At 43.1% G+C, this 18,297-nt stretch carries 16 protein-coding genes and 4 pseudogenes; all 20 read left to right on the plus strand.

Annotated features, from left to right (window positions below):
* Positions 1-131: 131 nt before the first annotated feature.
* The 20 genes and pseudogenes from yceD to GKR74_RS10960 all read left to right on the plus strand — a co-directional run bounded on the left by yceD (position 132) and on the right by GKR74_RS10960 (position 18,035).
* A complete protein-coding gene (gene yceD / locus GKR74_RS10865) occupies positions 132-656 on the plus strand; it encodes a 23S rRNA accumulation protein YceD (protein WP_036953067.1) in 525 nt (174 codons plus the stop codon).
* Positions 657-668: 12 nt separating this feature from the next.
* Positions 669-839: a 50S ribosomal protein L32 gene (gene rpmF / locus GKR74_RS10870; RefSeq protein WP_006660802.1), complete on the plus strand. Its 171-nt coding sequence runs from the start codon at positions 669-671 to the stop codon at positions 837-839.
* 11 nt (positions 840-850) lie between these two features.
* Positions 851-1,891 (plus strand): phosphate acyltransferase PlsX, encoded by a 1,041-nt coding sequence (gene plsX / locus GKR74_RS10875; protein ID WP_071992158.1) that lies wholly within the window; start codon positions 851-853, stop codon positions 1,889-1,891.
* A 3-nt stretch (positions 1,892-1,894) separates the two neighbouring features.
* A complete protein-coding gene (locus GKR74_RS10880; protein WP_036953071.1) occupies positions 1,895-2,845 on the plus strand; it encodes a beta-ketoacyl-ACP synthase III in 951 nt (316 codons plus the stop codon).
* Positions 2,846-2,863: 18 nt separating this feature from the next.
* Positions 2,864-3,835: pseudogene (fabD, locus tag GKR74_RS10885) on the plus strand (ACP S-malonyltransferase).
* Positions 3,805-4,539: a 3-oxoacyl-ACP reductase FabG gene (fabG, locus tag GKR74_RS10890; RefSeq protein WP_154603577.1), complete on the plus strand. Its 735-nt coding sequence runs from the start codon at positions 3,805-3,807 to the stop codon at positions 4,537-4,539. The pseudogene fabD and the gene fabG overlap by 31 nt, the downstream one beginning before the upstream one ends.
* 156 nt (positions 4,540-4,695) lie before the next feature.
* The gene (gene acpP, locus GKR74_RS10895) at positions 4,696-4,929 is read left to right on the plus strand and encodes an acyl carrier protein (protein WP_006660807.1); all 234 of its coding nucleotides are present in this window, start codon (positions 4,696-4,698) and stop codon (positions 4,927-4,929) included.
* 78 nt (positions 4,930-5,007) lie between these two features.
* Entirely contained in the window at positions 5,008-6,258 is a 1,251-nt protein-coding gene (gene fabF, locus GKR74_RS10900; protein ID WP_181477254.1) for a beta-ketoacyl-ACP synthase II, read from the plus strand.
* Between the two features lie 148 nt (positions 6,259-6,406).
* Positions 6,407-7,234, plus strand: coding sequence for an aminodeoxychorismate lyase (gene pabC, locus GKR74_RS10905; RefSeq protein WP_154603578.1), 828 nt, complete (start codon positions 6,407-6,409; stop codon positions 7,232-7,234).
* 60 nt (positions 7,235-7,294) lie between these two features.
* A pseudogene (gene mltG, locus GKR74_RS10910) lies at positions 7,295-8,320 on the plus strand (endolytic transglycosylase MltG).
* 5 nt (positions 8,321-8,325) lie between these two features.
* Complete coding sequence (tmk, locus tag GKR74_RS10915; RefSeq protein WP_154603580.1) at positions 8,326-8,952, plus strand: dTMP kinase; 627 nt, start codon at positions 8,326-8,328, stop codon at positions 8,950-8,952.
* Between the two features lie 10 nt (positions 8,953-8,962).
* Positions 8,963-9,955 carry a DNA polymerase III subunit delta' gene (holB, locus tag GKR74_RS10920; protein WP_154604389.1) on the plus strand — a complete coding sequence of 331 codons (993 nt, stop codon included), beginning with the start codon at positions 8,963-8,965 and terminating at the stop codon, positions 9,953-9,955.
* A gap of 12 nt (positions 9,956-9,967) precedes the next feature.
* Complete coding sequence (locus GKR74_RS10925; protein ID WP_154603581.1) at positions 9,968-10,750, plus strand: metal-dependent hydrolase; 783 nt, start codon at positions 9,968-9,970, stop codon at positions 10,748-10,750.
* Positions 10,751-10,783: 33 nt separating this feature from the next.
* A complete protein-coding gene (hinT, locus tag GKR74_RS10930; protein WP_006660814.1) occupies positions 10,784-11,134 on the plus strand; it encodes a purine nucleoside phosphoramidase in 351 nt (116 codons plus the stop codon).
* Positions 11,135-11,263: 129 nt separating this feature from the next.
* Positions 11,264-11,695, plus strand: a pseudogene (locus GKR74_RS10935) (DUF1425 domain-containing protein).
* The gene (gene lpoB, locus GKR74_RS10940; protein WP_336431348.1) at positions 11,596-12,150 is read left to right on the plus strand and encodes a penicillin-binding protein activator LpoB; all 555 of its coding nucleotides are present in this window, start codon (positions 11,596-11,598) and stop codon (positions 12,148-12,150) included. Before GKR74_RS10935 ends, lpoB begins: the two are co-directional and overlap by 100 nt.
* Positions 12,113-13,105 (plus strand): annotated as a pseudogene (locus GKR74_RS10945) (phosphotransferase). The gene lpoB and the pseudogene GKR74_RS10945 overlap by 38 nt, the downstream one beginning before the upstream one ends.
* Positions 13,081-14,118: a beta-N-acetylhexosaminidase gene (nagZ, locus tag GKR74_RS10950; protein ID WP_442959346.1), complete on the plus strand. Its 1,038-nt coding sequence runs from the start codon at positions 13,081-13,083 to the stop codon at positions 14,116-14,118. The pseudogene GKR74_RS10945 and the gene nagZ overlap by 25 nt, the downstream one beginning before the upstream one ends.
* Positions 14,119-15,048: 930 nt before the next feature.
* Entirely contained in the window at positions 15,049-16,398 is a 1,350-nt protein-coding gene (locus GKR74_RS10955) for an OprD family outer membrane porin (RefSeq protein WP_036953100.1), read from the plus strand.
* 17 nt (positions 16,399-16,415) lie between these two features.
* On the plus strand, positions 16,416-18,035 hold the full coding sequence (locus tag GKR74_RS10960) for a bifunctional metallophosphatase/5'-nucleotidase (RefSeq protein ID WP_154603586.1): 1,620 nt from the start codon (positions 16,416-16,418) through the stop codon (positions 18,033-18,035).
* Positions 18,036-18,297: the final 262 nt, after the last annotated feature.

Here is an 18,297-nt window from a genome sequence, read left to right on the forward strand (position 1 = left end):
AAACTCATAGCCAAAAGGGTTAACTCATTTTAAACTATATCCGCTTAACCGGCGATTTTTTGGTGAAAAGGCGAGTTTATCCCGCCTTTTTCTTTGACTATAGTTCATTACAAAGTTAATATGCGCGCCTTATGCAAAAGGTAAAATTACCCCTGACTATCGATGCGCAGCGTGCAGCTCAGAAAAACCTCGACTATGTCGGGAGTTACACACCTGAGCAAGTTACACGAATTGCCGAATCAGTAGTCAGTGTAGATAGTGATGTTGAAAGCAAATTATCATTTAAAATTGATAATCAGCGCTTGACGGTCATAGAGGGGCATTCTGAATTGGATGTCACCCTACAATGCCAACGTTGCAGAAAAGATTTCAAACATCATGTCTACGTATCGTATTGTTTTAGTCCTGTCGTCAGTGACGAAAAGGCCGAAGCATTACCGGAACAGTATGAACCAGTTTATGTAGATGAATTTGGTGAAATAAATTTGCTGGGAATGTTAGAAGATGAAATAATTCTATCCCTACCAGTGGTTCCGGTTCATGATTCTGAACACTGTGAAGTGTCCGAAGCGGACATGGTGTATGGTGAACTACCTCCTGAGGTAGAGAAACCAAATCCATTTGCCGTATTAGCCAGTTTAAAGAAAAGTACTTAAGGAGTAAGGTCAATGGCCGTACAACAGAATAAACCAACTCGTTCAAAACGCGGTATGCGTCGTTCACATGATGCACTGACTGCTACCCTAGTTTCTGTAGATAAAACTTCCGGTGAAACTCACCTGCGTCACCACGTGACTGCAGATGGTTACTACCGTGGCCGTAAGGTTATCAGCAAGTAATTGTTGATACTTTGGCTAGTCTAACCATCGCGTTAGATGCCATGGGCGGGGATGTTGGTCCCCGCGTCACGGTGCCTGCTGCATTGCAGGCACTGGCATCTAATCCAGCATTAAAATTACTGCTTGTCGGTCAACCCGAAGCCATTCATCCTTTGCTTGCACAACAAAGTGCGGAGCAAATTTCGCGTATCGAAATTATCCCTGCCGAAAACGTCATTGCTAACGATGCCAAGCCATCCCACGCAATTCGCCAAAGCAAAGGGACGTCAATGCGAGTGGCATTAGAGTTAGTGAAGACAGGTCAAGCACAGGCTTGCGTGAGTGCGGGTAATACGGGTGCATTGATGGGCTTGGCAAAATTGATGTTAAAATCAATTGAAGGTATTGAGCGCCCAGCGTTAATGACCATTTTGCCAAATCAGAAAAAAGGAAAAACCGTTGTCCTCGATTTAGGGGCTAACGTGAATTGCAGCAGTGAAATGCTCGTGCAGTTTGCAGTGATGGGTTCGGTGATGGCGGAAGAAGTTGCCAACATCAATCAACCTAAAGTCGCTTTACTCAATATTGGTGAAGAAGAGAGTAAAGGGCTGGACAATATCCGCGAAGCCGCCGCTATGTTGAAAGAAACGGCGTCAATTAATTACATTGGTTATGTTGAAGGCAACGAGTTGCTGACAGGTAAAACAGATGTATTAGTGTGTGACGGCTTCGCAGGTAATGTCTCACTAAAAACGATGGAAGGGGTGATTCGTGTCATTCTTTCATTGTTAAAATCAGCCGGTGAAGAGAACAAAAAAAGCAGTTGGTTTATGCAACTCGCTAAGAAATGGTTGAAAAAACGGCTAATGAAGCGTTTTGGGGATATGAACCCCGACCAGTATAACGGCGCGACTCTGTTAGGATTAAAAGGGATTGTTATCAAAAGCCATGGCGCAGCGAATGAAAATGCGTTTAAAGCCGCAATTGAGCGTGCGGTACAGGCTGTTGAACGACAAGTTCCCGAAAGAATAACAGCTCGACTTAATATTGTTTTACCCAGGAGTGATCAATAACCTATGTACAGTAAAATATTAGGAACAGGCAGCTATTTGCCATCGCAAGTTCGTACCAATGCTGATCTGGAAAAAATGGTTGATACTTCTGATGAATGGATTGTAACGCGTACGGGTATTAAAGAGAGACGAATTTCAGCTGACGATGAGAACGTGTCCACAATGGGTTTCCAAGCAGCAAAAAATGCGCTGGAAATGGCACAGGTCGACAGCAGTGAAATTGGTTTAATTATTGTCGCGACAACCTCCGCAACCCATGCATTCCCAAGCGCAGCCTGTCAAATTCAGCAAATGCTGGAAATTAATGATTGCGCGGCATTTGATGTGGCAGCGGCTTGTGCTGGTTTTACTTATGCTATCAGTATCGCTGATCAGTTCGTTAAAACGGGCATGACCAAAAAAGCACTGGTAATTGGTGCGGATGCGTTATCTAAAACGTTAGACCCAAATGATCGCGGAACCATTATTCTATTTGGTGATGCCGCGGGTGCTGTGGTGATCGGTGCTTCTGAAGAACCAGGGATCATTTCTACACATCTACATGCCGACGGGCGTTATGGGGATTTACTCTCCTTACCAAACCGTAGCCGCTGTTCAGATGACCAAGCTTACTTGTCCATGACAGGTAATGAAGTATTCAAAGTTGCTGTGCGTGAATTAGCCCATATTGTCGATGAGACATTGGCGCAAAACGACATTGCAAAAGAAGAACTTGATTGGTTAGTACCACATCAAGCAAATTTACGAATTATTTCCGCGACCGCAAAGAAATTGGATATGACCATGGATAAAGTGGTTGTTACGCTGGATCGTCATGGAAATACTTCTGCGGCATCAGTCCCAACAGCACTCGATGAAGCAGTGCGCGATGGTCGCATTCAGCGTGGCCAATTAGTGTTATTAGAAGCATTTGGTGGCGGTTTTACTTGGGGCTCCGCACTGGTTCGTTTTTAATTTACTGAGAAAACAGACATGACACAATTTGCTATGGTATTCCCGGGGCAAGGTTCCCAATCTTTAGGGATGTTAGCTGATTTAGCAGAACAAAATCAGCTGGTTAAAGAAACATTCGCTGAAGCGTCTGAAGCATTGGGTTACGAACTCTGGGCATTAGTTCAAAATGGACCAGAAGAAGAGTTAAACAAAACATGGCAGACTCAACCTGCATTATTAGCAGCGTCAGTGGCTATCTTCCGTGTTTGGCAAGCAAAAAATGGCAAAATGCCTACGTTGATGGCGGGTCACAGCCTTGGCGAATATTCAGCATTAGTTTGTGCGGGTGTTATCGACTTCAAACAAGCCATTAAATTGGTAGAACTGCGCGGCAAACTGATGCAAGAAGCGGTTCCTGAAGGCACTGGCGCAATGTATGCAATCATCGGTTTAGATAACGAATCTATCGAGAAAGCATGCCAAGAAGCGGCGCAAGGGCAGGTGGTTTCACCTGTGAACTTTAACTCACCAGGCCAAGTTGTTATTGCCGGCGAGAAAGCTGCTGTTGAGCGCGCAGGTGCTGCTTGTAAAGAAGCTGGCGCCAAACGTGCGTTGCCACTGTCTGTTAGCGTGCCTTCCCACTGTGCATTAATGAAGCCAGCTGCAGATAAATTAGCTGAAGCATTAGAAAAAATTGAATTTTGTGAGCCGGCCTATCCTGTTATCAACAACGTTGATGTTAAAATGGAAACGTCTGCGAAAAATATCCGTGATGCATTAGTGCGCCAATTATATAATCCGGTGCGCTGGACTGAAACAGTCGAATTCATGGCGGAACAAGGCATTGAGCAATTGGTTGAAATGGGTCCAGGCAAAGTTCTGACTGGTCTAACCAAGCGAATTGTCTCTAATTTAACTGCCGTTGCAGTCAATGATCCTGTATCATTAGACTCGGCTTTAGAAACTATCTGAGGACGACAATGAGCTTTGAAGGAAAAATTGCACTGGTAACTGGTGCGAGCCGCGGGATCGGTAAAGCAATCGCTTTAACCTTAACTGCACGCGGTGCGACTGTTATCGGTACGGCAACAAGCGAAAAAGGCGCGGAAGCGATTACTACCTATTTAGATGGGAAAGGTAAAGGCTTAGCGTTAAACGTGACAGATCCTGCATCAATTGAAGAAACATTGACCCAGATCCGTGCGGAATTTGGCGAAATTGATATTTTGGTCAATAATGCAGGTATTACGCGTGATAACTTATTGATGCGTATGAAGGATGATGAGTGGCAAGATATTATTGACACGAATCTTTCATCCGTTTACCGTTTGTCTAAATCCGTTTTGCGTGCCATGATGAAAAAGCGTTGTGGGCGAATTATTTCCATTGCATCTGTTGTGGGTGTTATGGGAAATGCGGGACAAACAAACTACGCGGCAGCGAAAGCTGGGCTGATTGGTTTTAGTAAATCATTAGCTCGTGAAGTCGCTTCTCGTGGTATCACTGTTAACGTTGTAGCGCCCGGTTTTATCGAAACTGATATGACTAAGGCATTGACAGACGAACAACGTGCAGGCATTTTATCTCAGGTTCCTGCGGATAGACTGGGTGATGCACAAGAAATTGCCAGTGCTGTAGCATTTTTAGCTTCTGACGAAGCTGCTTACATCACGGGTGAAACATTGCATGTCAATGGTGGCATGTACATGATCTAAAGAAATGAGGGAACCATTTGCATATTTTTGTGTTGCCTAATGCAAAATTATGCAAAATAATGGTTTCCACAGCCGGGATTGGGTTGTATCTTTTCCTGTATTTCATAAACTACGAAAACCATCGCGAAAGCGAGTTTTGATAGGAATTTTAATAGTATGAGCACTATCGAAGAACGCGTTAAGAAAATCATCGTTGAACAACTGGGTGTTAAAGAGGAAGAAGTTGTGAATACAGCTTCATTTGTTGATGACTTGGGCGCTGATTCTCTTGACACAGTAGAACTGGTTATGGCTCTGGAAGAAGAGTTCGATTGCGAAATCCCTGACGAAGAAGCTGAAAAGATCACTACAGTACAGGCTGCAATTGACTACGTCAAAGCATCTGAGTAATAGCGGTAAAACTTATCTAGGCGATCATTCGATCGCCTATGTTTCTTTTGTAACTAATTCCCTCCTTGGAGGACATACGTGTCTAAGCGTCGTGTAGTTGTAACCGGACTTGGCATGTTATCTCCTGTCGGCAATACAGTTGATTCATCATGGAAAGCTGTTTGTGGCGGACAGAGTGGTATCAGCCTAATTGATCATTTTGATACTACTAACCACGCAACTAAATTTGCAGGCTTAGTAAAAGATTTCAATTACGAAGATTTTGACATCTCTCGCAAAGATGCGAAGAAGATGGACCCATTCATTCAGTATGGCATTGCAGCTGGTTATCAAGCCATCAAAGATTCTGGATTGGAAGTAACAGAAGCCAATGCTACTCGTATCGGTTTAGCGATTGGTTCTGGTATTGGCGGGTTAGGTCTCATTCAAGACAACTGTGAATCGATGTTACACGGTGGTCCTCGCAAAGTGAGCCCATTCTTTGTACCTTCAACAATTATCAACATGGCTGCTGGTCACTTAAGCATCATGTATGGTCTCCGTGGTCCAAGCATTTCAATTGCAACAGCTTGTACATCAGGCGTTCATAATATTGGACACGCAGCACGTATGATTGCGTACGGCGATGCAGACGTAATGCTGGCTGGCGGTACTGAAAAAGCAACAACACCATTAGGTGTGGCGGGCTTTGGTGCAGCGCGTGCATTATCAACCCGTAATGATGACCCACAAGCGGCTAGTCGCCCATGGGACAAAGACCGTGACGGTTTTGTTCTTGGTGATGGCGCAGGGATCATCGTACTTGAAGAATATGAACATGCTAAAGCGCGTGGTGCGAAAATTTACGCAGAAATCGCAGGCTTTGGTATGAGCAGTGATGCTTACCACATGACGTCACCACCAGAAAATGGTGAAGGCGCTGCATTAGCGATGAAAAATGCGCTAAACGATGCAGGCGTTAAGCCAAGTGATATTGGCTATATCAATGCTCACGGTACATCAACACCAGCAGGTGACTTAGCGGAAGCGCAAGCGGTTATCTCTGTATTTGGCGAAGACACAAAAGTATTAGTCAGTTCAACAAAATCCATGACAGGTCACTTATTAGGTGCAGCGGGTGCAGTTGAATCTATCTTCACTATTCTGTCTCTGTGCGACCAAATCGTTCCACCAACAATCAACTTAGATAATCCTGATGAAGGTTGTAAGCTTGATTTTGTTCCTGGTGAAGCCCGTAAAGTTGAAAACATGGAGTATGCTCTGTGTAACTCATTCGGCTTTGGTGGTACTAACGGTTCCTTAATTTTCCGTCGCTATCACGCGGAATAATCAATAATACCGTGCATTTCTAAGCTCCAGTGTCTTTGATGCTGGGGCTTTATTTTTGCCTTCTTTTTGCAGTACTCTTTGCTTTAGTTTATGATATTACACACTATGTTACTGCCTGATTTATCAGCTTTTATTATAAGAAATGGTCATGACTTATTGGGTTAACGGGGTTTCTTGTCAACAAATTGATATTACCGATCGCGCTATCGCCTTTGGTGATGGCTGCTTTACGACTATCCATGGCGTGAATCAACAAGCAAAGATGTTAGATAAGCATATTTTACGCTTACAGCAAGATTCCGCTCGACTCAAATTACCAGTGATAGATTGGCCACAACTGACGCAACATATTGAAGAGATTTGTGAACAACAAACTGATGAAGAGTTTGTGGTGAAGGTCATGTTAAGTCGTGGGCAGGGTGGTCGAGGTTATAGCTCTCAAGGGTTTGAACACCCGACAATCATCGTAATGGTTTCGCCTTTCCCAAAACACTACGCAGCATTACAGTGCCAAGGGGCATCGTTGTTGCTCAGCCAAATTCCATTAAGCCGCAATCCACTCTTAGCAGGCATGAAGCACTTAAATCGCTTAGAGCAAGTGTTGATCCGCCAAGAAATTGACGATGCTAAATTGGATGAAGCCGTGGTGTTGGATACAAATGGCGTCATTGTTGAATGCTGTAGCGCCAATATTTTTTGGCGTATAGGGCGTGATGTTTATACGCCTATTCTTAGTCACTCCGGCGTTAATGGATTAATGAGACAAAAGATCATAGCGCAGCTCAATAATAGCCAGTACCATCTGGCAGAAGTCGAGCGCTTTCCTGCCATTTTGACTCAATGTGATGAAGTGATTATTTGCAATGCTTTAATGCCGGTTTTACCGGTGAAAAGCATCCGATTTTCAGAGGATAAAACAATCAGTTATCAATCAAGAGAACTGTTTGAGTATTTACTATTACAGCGACAAATTTAAAGCTGATAACCATTTAACTCTTATCATTCATCGACAAAAAATACATTTAAGTGACCCATAATGAAATTAGCGAAAAAAATAACACTGATTGTCTTTGTCCTTGCGGTTATCGGCGCGATTGTGGTGTATCTGCAATATCGCCAAGTTCTTGATTATGCGAAAAAGCCTATCAACGTTGTCCAAGAGACAATCTTTACTGTGCCTGCTGGGACAGGGCGAGTGGCCTTAGAAGGGTTGCTTATCAAGGAAAAATTTATTGAAGAGGGACATAATTTTCAACTTCTTCTAAAAGCACGGCCTGAATTAGCTCAGTTCAAAGCGGGAACCTATCGCTTACAGCCAAACATGACGGTGGAGCAATTATTAGCGTTGATTGCCAGTGGCAAAGAAGCACAATTTAGTATTCGTTTTATTGAAGGTAACAAACTGGCGGATTGGAGCAATATTTTGCGTGACGCTCCTTATATGCAACATAAGACTCAAGATGCTACGCCAACTGAGCTTTATGCCATGCTGGATTTTAAAGAGGGTGATAACCTTGAAGGTTGGTTATACCCTGATACCTATTTATACACTGCGGGCACCAGTGATGTTGAAATACTCAAGCGTGCTTATAAACGTATGCAAGCCGCGGTGGAAGAAGAGTGGAAAGGTCGCGATAAAGATCTACCCTATAAGAATGCCTATGAAATGTTGATCATGGCATCGATTGTTGAAAAAGAGACTGGCGTGGACAACGAACGTGCACAGGTTGCTTCGGTATTTGTGAATCGCTTGAAGAAAAACATGCGCTTACAAACAGACCCTACGGTTATCTACGGGTTAGGGGAAAACTATCGTGGTAAAATTTATCGCAGTGACTTAGATAACTACACCGCGTATAACACGTATAAAATTGATGGTTTACCACCAACGCCAATTGCCATGCCGAGCCTTGCCTCAATAAAAGCGGCGGCTCACCCAGCAAAAACAGATTATTTATACTTTGTCGCCGATGGTACAGGTGGACATACTTTTAGTCGCAATCTTAATGACCATAACCGCGCTGTTAAGGTTTACCGACAAATTGAGCAAAAGAATTGATAAACGAAATGAAAAACCAATTTATTGTTATTGAAGGATTAGAAGGTGCGGGTAAAACGACGGCAATCAACACCGTTGTTGACACATTAAAGCAAGCTGGCATCCATGATATGGTATTTACCCGTGAACCGGGTGGTACGCCGCTTGCGGAAAAACTACGTGAATTGATAAAGCAAGGCATTGAAGGTGATAGAGTCACCGACAAAGCTGAGCTATTAATGTTGTACGCGGCACGTGTTCAGTTAGTTGATACCGTCATCAAACCTGCACTTGCAGCAGGAAAATGGGTTATTGGTGATAGACACGATTTATCCTCCCAAGCTTATCAAGGTGGTGGTCGTGAAATCGATCGCCATTTAATGGCCTCATTAAGAGATTTAGTTCTTGGTGAATTTAAACCAGCTCTGACTCTTTATTTAGATTTACCGCCAGAATTGGGTTTACAACGGGCTCGTTCTCGCGGTGAATTAGACCGTATTGAGAAAGAATCGCTGGCTTTCTTTGAACGCACCCGAGCGCGTTATTTAGAACTGGCTGCGGCAGATGACACTATTTTAACCATCGATGCGAGTCAAAATATTGAACAAGTGCAAGCCGATATTCGCAGCACATTACTGACATGGCTGGCAAAATAAGGCACTAATGATGAATTGGTATCCATGGCTTAATGAAACTTACCGTCAATTAATTAGCGCTTATCAAGCAGGGCGTGGACACCACGCGTTGTTGATTCACTCAATAGCGGGCAATGGGGCTGAAGCATTAAGCTATGGTGTGAGCCGTTGGTTGATTTGCCAAAATAAAGATGGTTTAAAAAGCTGTGGAGAATGCCATAGTTGCCGCTTAATGTTGGCAGGTACACATCCTGATTATCATGTTCTAGAACCTGAAAAAGGGAAAACGACCATCAGTGTTGATGCGGTTCGTAAGCTAACTGATACATTAAGTGGTCATGCGCAGCAAAGTGGTGCAAAAGTCGTTTCCATTCCCGATGCACAAGTATTGACGGATGCTGCGGCTAACGCGCTGCTCAAAACCTTAGAAGAACCCGCAGGGCAGACCTACTTTTTATTAGGCTGTGAAAAATTAGATAGCTTGCTGGCCACATTAAGAAGTCGCAGTTTAACTCACTTTTTACCGGCGCCTGACCAGCAAGTTGCGTTGTATTGGCTGCAAAAACAGCAGGCGGGTTTATCCGTAGAGGATGCTGTGACTGCGTTAACCTTGTGCCAAGGCGCGCCTGTTGCTGCTTTACAGTTGCTTGAGCCGGAGCAGTGGCAACGACGTCTGCTATTGTGCAACGAGTTAGAGCAGAGCTTACGTCAGAAAGATTTTTTAAAGCTTCTGCCAGCGTTAAATACCGACAATGGGCCTGAATGCATTAATTGGCTACTCGGGTTAATTGCCGATGGCATAAAATTGCAGCAAAAAGCAGGACAGTATGTTGTTAACCAAGATAAAATGGCGTGCGTCACTTTGTTGGCAACATCCATGAGCAGCTCGCAGCTATTAGATGTGTATAGCCAGTGGCAAGCGTGTCGTTATCAGCTATTAACCGTGCCTGCGCTGAACCAGGAATTGATCCTGACCAACCAATTATTACACTGGGAAGCGTTATTCGCTTCGCCTTCAAGATAAAAAGAGTAGACTATGTTTGTTGTTGATTCACACTGCCATCTCGACTGTTTAGATTATGAAAAATTACACACTAACGTCGATGATGTTATCGCAAAGGCATCTGCACGAGATGTCGGCTTTATGTTAGCCGTGGCAACCACCTTGCCAGGTTTTGAAAGCATGAAACAGTTAATTGGAAAGCGCGACAATGTCGCGTTTTCTTGCGGTATTCATCCACTAAATTTGGATGAAGGTTATGATTTTGAAAAGTTGGCGCAATTAGCGGCGGGGAGTGAAGTGGTCGCGCTCGGTGAAACGGGCTTAGATTACTATTATCAGCAAGAGAATGCGGCACTGCAGCAAGAGTCATTTCGTCAGCATATTCGCATTGGTCGTCAAGTGAATAAGCCAGTGATTGTGCATACTCGTTCCGCTCGAGAAGATACACTGTCTATTTTACGCGAAGAGAAAGTTGACGAGTGTGGCGGTGTGTTGCACTGCTTTACGGAAGACCAACAAACGGCTATCGATTTACTGGATTTAGGGATGTACATCTCTTTTTCCGGTATTGTCACGTTCCGTAATGCTGAACAGATCCGAGAAGCTGCACGAGTTGTGCCATTGGATAGAATTTTAGTGGAAACAGATTCACCTTACTTAGCCCCAGTACCGCATCGTGGTAAAGAGAACCAACCTGCGTATGTACGTGATGTGGTGGAGTATATGGCTGTATTGAAAGGGGTGAGTGTTGAGGAAATGGCACAAATCACCACCGAAAACTTCAACCGTTTATTCCATTTACGCGCTGGGCAATAAATAGATAACTATTAAATTATTAAGGAATTTGTCATGGCAGAAGAGACTATTTTCAGTAAAATCATTCGACGTGAAATCCCGTCTGAGATCGTATATCAAGACGAACTGGTCACTGCATTTCGTGATATCGCGGCACAAGCGCCGACGCATATTTTGATCATTCCGAACAAATTAATTCCAACCGTGAATGATGTGACGGTTGATGATGAGCTGGCATTAGGGCGCTTATTTACCGTGGCGGCGAAAATTGCGAAAGAAGAAGGGATTGCAGAAGATGGCTATCGCCTGATTATGAACTGCAACAAACATTCAGGACAAGAAGTCTTCCACATTCATATGCACTTAGTGGGTGGACGTCCATTAGGCCCATTATTGGCTAAGTAATTCATCATGAAACGCGCTGCATCAACCTTAAAATACGTCGCCACACTGGGCTTACTTATGCTGTTTCTCAGTGGTTGTGCTTGGAACAAAAAAACAGGGTTATCATTTAATGATCAGCAGCGCATCGTGATGGAGCCTTCCGTGCTAGCCGCGGGCGTGATTGTAGAAAAACCGGTGATTAAGGTCGGTAGCGTAACGGCGACCGCAACGATCAATATGAGCAATATTGAAAAGAAACCGGTGACTGTGATGTATCGTATCTTTTGGTATGACGAGCAAGGACTGAGAGTGGATTCAACAAAGAGTCAACCTCAAGTCATCCCTGCTAATTCGTCAGTGATGCTAAAAGAGGTCACGACATCTCCGCTTGCACGTAATGCGCGTATCTATGTTTTCTTACCTTCAACGGCTGGAGAGTCACAATGAAACGGATCTTATTGGTCGCAGCAGCAGCATTTATTTTGGCAGGTTGTCCGTCAGTCCCTCAAGGGCCTAAACCCCCAATTGTTCCTGTTGAACCGGGTGGAACACCGAAACAGCCTGAAAAGCAGCCGGAATTAACACCGCCACCACCAACAGACACAGTACCGATGCCACCAAAGCAGCAAACCATTGATTGGGCTGGGGCATTACAGCCTTTAGTCAATAAAATGGTGGCGGATGATGGCGTTGAAAGTGGCAAAGTCTTACTGGTTGATTCTGTCAAAAATAATACCAGTGGAAGCTTGCCTTCACAGGCAGTAACGGCTGCATTAACCAATGAAGTCATGAAAACCAATAAGTTTAAAGTGGTTCCTCAAGGTGTCGTCAGTGCAGCCCGCAAAACATTGGGATTGTCACAGGATGATAGTCTGGTCACTCGTAGTAAAGCGATTGGTTTAGGGCGTTATGTCCAAGCGCAATATGTGATTTACAGTGTCATGTCAGGCTCTACCAAAGAACGCAGCATTGAAATGCAGTTAATGGAAGTGCAAACCGGTGAAATTGTGTGGTCTGGAAAACAGAGTATTGAGTAATCAATCATCACTGTTTGCATTACTTTCTGAATGCTTCCCAGCAGTTTTAGCATCATGCTGGGAAGTCTCTCCATTAGCGGGGTTATCGGGTGGCAGCTATTTAGTTGAATATCGAGACTCTATTCAAACCCAAGACACGGCTCCCTCCATTAAATTAATCGCCCGCTCAGATGGGCAAGCGCAAAATGCGTTGTATGTTAATCGCCGCAAAGAAGCGCATATTCTTAAGCAACTGAAAGATTTTCCTTATTCCCCCCAAGTCATTGGGCGGAATGCCCATTGGTTATTATTGGAATGGGTTGATGGAGATCATCCTAGCCGCGAACAATTTCTTTCCTTTGAATTTCAAAAAAACTTGGCAGGAGTCGTTGCCAAGCTCCATAATCATGGCGTATTAAATTACCGATTACCGTTACGTAATGAGATTGCTCATTACGGCTATTTAATTGATAATAAAAGAGTCTCTGCACGCTGGAAGCGAATACATCGTCGCTTCCTCCGCACGCCAATGCCAAAGGTGTTAAAGCTCGCACCCGCCCATATGGATATTCACCCGGGCAATGTGCTGTGTGAGCAAGGGGTGCCAAAAATGCTAGTGGATTGGGAATATGCAGCAAATACCGATATTGGGTTGTCCCTAGAAACCTATTTTCAATTCAATAGCTTGACGGTAGAACAACGAGATTATTTTTTGACGCAATATTGCCACACCTATGGCGCCTATAAAGATAAACCGCGTTTAGCAGAGCGCTGCCTACAATGGGAGCCATGGGTCAAATACATGACGTTAATGTGGTATGAAGTTCAGTGGTGCCAGCGTCAAGAAGCGCAGTTTTTAAATGATTCTTCCCCATTACGAGACTATTTTGGTCTTTGATTGGGCAATATAAAATCTCCGTGAATACACGAGAATTTGTGAAAATTAATCAAGTGAGGCATGTTATGGGTCCGATAATGCTGGATGTTCAGGGTTATGAACTGGACAACGAAGAGCGTGAAATTTTAGCTCATCCACTGGTAGGCGGGTTGATTTTATTTACCCGTAACTTCCATGATGCGGCACAGTTGCGTGAGTTAGTGCGACAAATCCGTGATGCATCAAGACACCGTTTATTGATTGCAGTGGATCAAGAGGGTGGCCGTGTACAGCGTTTTCGTGATGGATTTACCGCATTACCTTCCGCGCAAGCTTTTGCTGCACTGAACAACCAGATGGACGGCGCTAAATTAGCACAAGAAGCAGGCTGGTTAATGGCGGCAGAAATGATTGCTATGGATATCGACATTAGCTTTGCGCCTGTACTGGATTTAGGACATGAAAGCATCGCCATTGGTGAACGTTCATTCCATGCAGATCCTGAAATTGCAATGGTGATGGCAGAGCGTTTTATTCGCGGTATGCACAGCGCAGGAATGAAAACCACAGGTAAACACTTCCCAGGGCACGGCGCCGTCAAAGCCGATTCCCATAAAGAAACGCCACGAGATGACCGCCCACTCGAGCAAATTCGCGGCAAAGACATGTCTATTTTTAAAGACTTTATTCAGCGTGAATTGCTTGATGCGATTATGCCAGCTCACGTGGTTTATACTCAAGCGGACGATCGTCCTGCGAGTGGTTCACCATTCTGGCTAAAATCGGTATTACGTGAGCAGCTTGGTTTTGATGGCGTTATCTTCTCTGATGATTTATCGATGGAAGGTGCTGCCATTATGGGCAGTTATCCAGAAAGAGCGAAAGCATCATTGAATGCGGGCTGCGACATGATCCTTGTTTGTAATAATCGTGAAGGTGCGGTGAGCGTACTGGATAACCTACCGAAACAAAATGACAGCCGCGCTTCTAAGCTGTATCACAGTGGCCGCCAGTATTCATTGAATGAGCTACAATCTGTGGATCGTTGGAAGCAAAGTCACCGTCAATTAGTCGAATTACATGAAAAGTGGCAAGAACACCGTAGCCGCTAATTAAATCGTGTTGAAAATGAACCGATGGGATAATAACCCATCGGTTTTTTTTATCTTAAATTCACTGAATAAGTTACGGGTAACCTTATTGGTATAAGTTGAATAGGAACAAGGAAAGGGATTGTCCTATTTGATTAGTAATACTGTATCTATATTCAATATATGTGTAAAAAACACGCATCAATATTGGCTGCCACATGGAATTTACTAGGAATAATTCCTAGTTCAAATAAAAATTTGGCGTTAAATAATCTATCTATATGTGATAAATAATCTCCATTGTGACTGATCAAACCAGTATATTGCTTAAAAACAGGATGATTGACTTGGCCATTTATTTAAAATGGAGAGCTAGGTCATGCTTTAATATTATTGGTTTAAATAAAAATGTTATTTCACTTTAGTAAATAACATTTCATTAAAATATAGGCGATTAAAATAGCAAAATTATTGTTTAAATATGAAATTCAATTAATAGATGTAATAGCCAATAAAGTGATTAATATCACATCGAATGATGTGTGATTTGCAATGCATCTAGTTTGTTGTGACACCGATCGTGTTAATTGACACAAAATTACGTTAGCATACTTTTCATTATGAATATCAACCCAAAACACTCCTTAAGAGTGCGGTTGAATATTGCCCAAATAAGTCTGAAATCATAGTGTGAACTTAAATCAAATCCGTATGTTTGGATTAATTATTTCGACTTATAAAATAATTAAATTTTATTCTTAATGCTCAGAAAATAAATTGTGCTTAAAGAATAGAGGATGCTACTTAAATTAAATAATCATTAAAGACTATTGCAGTAATTAAAGCTAAATAAAATTGTTACTTATTGAAAGATAGCAAGGTGTCATAACGCCCAATAAAAATTGGGTGCGGGTAGTTATATTCTAATAATCACGACTAGGTTTAATTTAAATGAAAGTCAAAAAAATAGCGTTAATATTGTTTCCATCTTGTTTCGTTGCGTTTGGGGCTAATGCTGGCGATTGGGAAAATGCCATCAAGGAAAACTCATTTGTTGCAGACTCTGAGTTAGAGCTTTCTACACGAAATATGTGGAAATACCTAAAGTCAGAAAACCGTTACGATGCCAATGAGCAGCGTTACAGAAAACAAGTTGCACAAGCTTGGGGTCAGAATATTCAGTTAGATTACCAATCCGGATATTTTGCCGATTTTATCGGGTTTGATGCCTCTTATTATGGCGCGATCAAACTGGCGGCAAGTAAAGACTTCGCCTCCCGAGCGATTTTATATAACGATGATGGTGAAGCGAAAGGCTATAACAAAATTGGTCAACGTTACGCTAAATTCAAATTAGACTTTGAACCCGTTAATTTCAAAGGTAAAGCGGGTTGGTTCACGTTGAAAAATACAGGTATTTTTACCAACTCCCAGCGTTTATCTTTAAACACCTATAATGGTTATTATACCAACACCGCAATTAGCGATTGGAACTTAGATTTACTCTATCTTGATGGCAAAGTAATGCGTCGTGATAGCCCGAATATTGACAGAATGTATTTCCGTGACGGAAATGGTGTCAATCATGATATCAACCATGTGGTTACGGGTGGCATTAACTACAACACCAAACCATTGAAAGCCTCTTACTTTATTGGTCAGGCGGATGATGTTTTCCGTCAACAAGGCTTAGAGATCAAATACAAACTAAACTCAGATATCACCTTATCTTCTCAAATTTATGGTCATGAATACGGTAGCGATGGTAAACGTACATCGACAGATACCAAACGCGGCAAACAAAACTTTGATAAGCGTGCTTGGCACTATGCGGGTGAAATTGAGTGGCGCGTTCCAGAAACGCCATGGACTTTAATGACAGGTATCACGCATACCACCGCACATAAAACTAATGGTGTAGGGCAATTTGCGCGTAACCCAATTGGTAACACCCGTGGACGTTTTAACTCACCAGCTTATGCAGATATCGACTATGTGCGTGATGGCGAAACCATGCTGGCATTAAAAGCAGAATATCAAGTTAACCCAACGTGGTCAGTCGGGGCTAATAGTAACTACAGTGAATTCTCTTACTCAGGTGAGCGTTTAAAACAAGGTCAGGTTGGCTTATTTACTTACTGGAAGCCAACTGAGAACTTGTCAGTTTCATTAAGTGGCGGTATGGGTTGGCACCATCAGCAAGAGTCTGATAACTCCACTCCAAAACTGTATGATGGTGAGTCGCGTCGCGCACATTCGTTGTCCGGTTCGATGACAACCACTTATCGCTTTAAAATGTAATTGGGGGCAATGAATAGATGAATCATAAAATCAGTTTAGTGACATTGCTGGTATCAGGTGCTTTATTAGCAGGCTGTGCCACGAAACAGAGCGATACCGTCAAAGTTCAAGTCATTGGTATTAACGATTTCCACGGTGCATTACAAGCGCCGGGGGATGGTAAACTCGGTGGAATCGAATCCATTGCAACACTGGTCAAGCAATTAAAAGCGGAAAACGCCAACACCATTATTGTGGGCGCAGGGGATTTAGTGGGCGCGAGTCCATTACTGTCATCGATGTTCTACGATGAGCCTACTATTGAAGCGCTTAGCGCAATTGGTCTTGAGACCAGTGCTGTCGGTAACCATGAGTTCGATAAAGGTAAAATCGAGTTACTGAGAAAGCAAAATGGTGGATGCCATCCAACCGCAGGCTGTGTGGGTAAAGAGTCTTTTGCTGGGGCTGACTTTAACTATTTAGCCGCGAACGTGATTGTCAAAGAGACCGGTGAAACGCTATTCCCTTCTTATTACGTTAAGAAATTTGATGGCGTACCAATGGCATTTATTGGCTTAACGCTGGAAGGAACGCCAGCCATCGTTACACCAAGTGGTACTGCGGGCTTAGAGTTTAAAAATGAAGCCGAAACCATTAACCAACAAGTGAAATTGCTTAAGGCGCAAGGTATTCGTAGCATTGGTGTGTTGATCCACGAAGGGGCAACTCAGCAAGTGGATACCAAGGTTAAAGATATTAACCGTTGCGATAACATCAAAGGACCTATTGTTGAGATCGTTAAGCAGCTCGATGCCGATGTGGACTTTGTGGTGAGCGGCCATACGCATCAAGCGTATAACTGTGATATTAATGGTAAAAAAGTTATTTCAGCACAATCTAACGGGACATTATTGTCTCAATTGAATATTGAAATTGATAGAAAAACCAACGATATCGTCAGTATTAATGCGAAAAATATTCCGGTTGAAACCAGCCGTTATGAGAAAGACCCACAATTAAGCCGTTTTATCCAAAACTATGAACGCATTTCTAAACCGATTGCTGAGCAAGTCATGGGTACGTTGAGTGCGCCTGCGGATAAGAAATTAGCGGCGGGTGGCGATTCAACATTAGGTAAGATTATCGCGGATGCTCAATTATATGCTGCTGCTACTCCAGATGCGGGCGGCGCCCAAATTGCCTTTATGAACAGCGGTGGTATTCGTGCTGATCTTAAAGCAGGGGAACTGACCTACGGAGATATCTTTACGGTGCAGCCTTTCTCGAATGTGGTCGTTACGCAATCATTAACTGGAGCGCAAATTAAACAAGCGTTAGAGCAACAGTGGGATCGTGAACGCCCGCAAGTCATGCCAGTTTCCCACGGTTTTTATTACGAATGGGATGATAGTCGTGCGGTAGGTGATAAAGTGATTGCAGGTTCCATGAAATTAAATGGCAAGCCAATCGATATGAAAAAAAGCTATCGTGTCGCTGCCAATGAATTTCTGGCAACTGGTGGTAGCCGTTTCTCTGCCTTTAAACAAGGTAAAGATCGTATCTATAGCTTGCCGGATAACGAAGCGCTTATGAAATACTTCAAAGATAATTCGCCAATTCAGTTACCGACGGACGAGCGTATTAAGAAAGTGAAGTAAAATACCCTCACAAAATGCTAGGTTTCCAAGCCCGAGAATAACGCCATTCTCGGGCTTTTTTGTCTCTAAGTTAAATAAAGCTGACTCGTTTCTTTTTTTTTCAAAAAATGATTTGACGAGCGTGATCGTTGTCATAATAATCAACTAAATTGATTTGCATCAACATTTGGTATGACCAAATACCCAAGCGTGATATTCTTCAAACCCAAACAAAATAAAACATGGCGAATTAGTGTTATTTAAGTTTTTTGTTATTAGAAAT

Origin of the sequence: Providencia sp. wls1914, assembly GCF_009706645.1 — a bacterium.
GTDB lineage: Bacteria > Pseudomonadota > Gammaproteobacteria > Enterobacterales > Enterobacteriaceae > Providencia > Providencia zhijiangensis.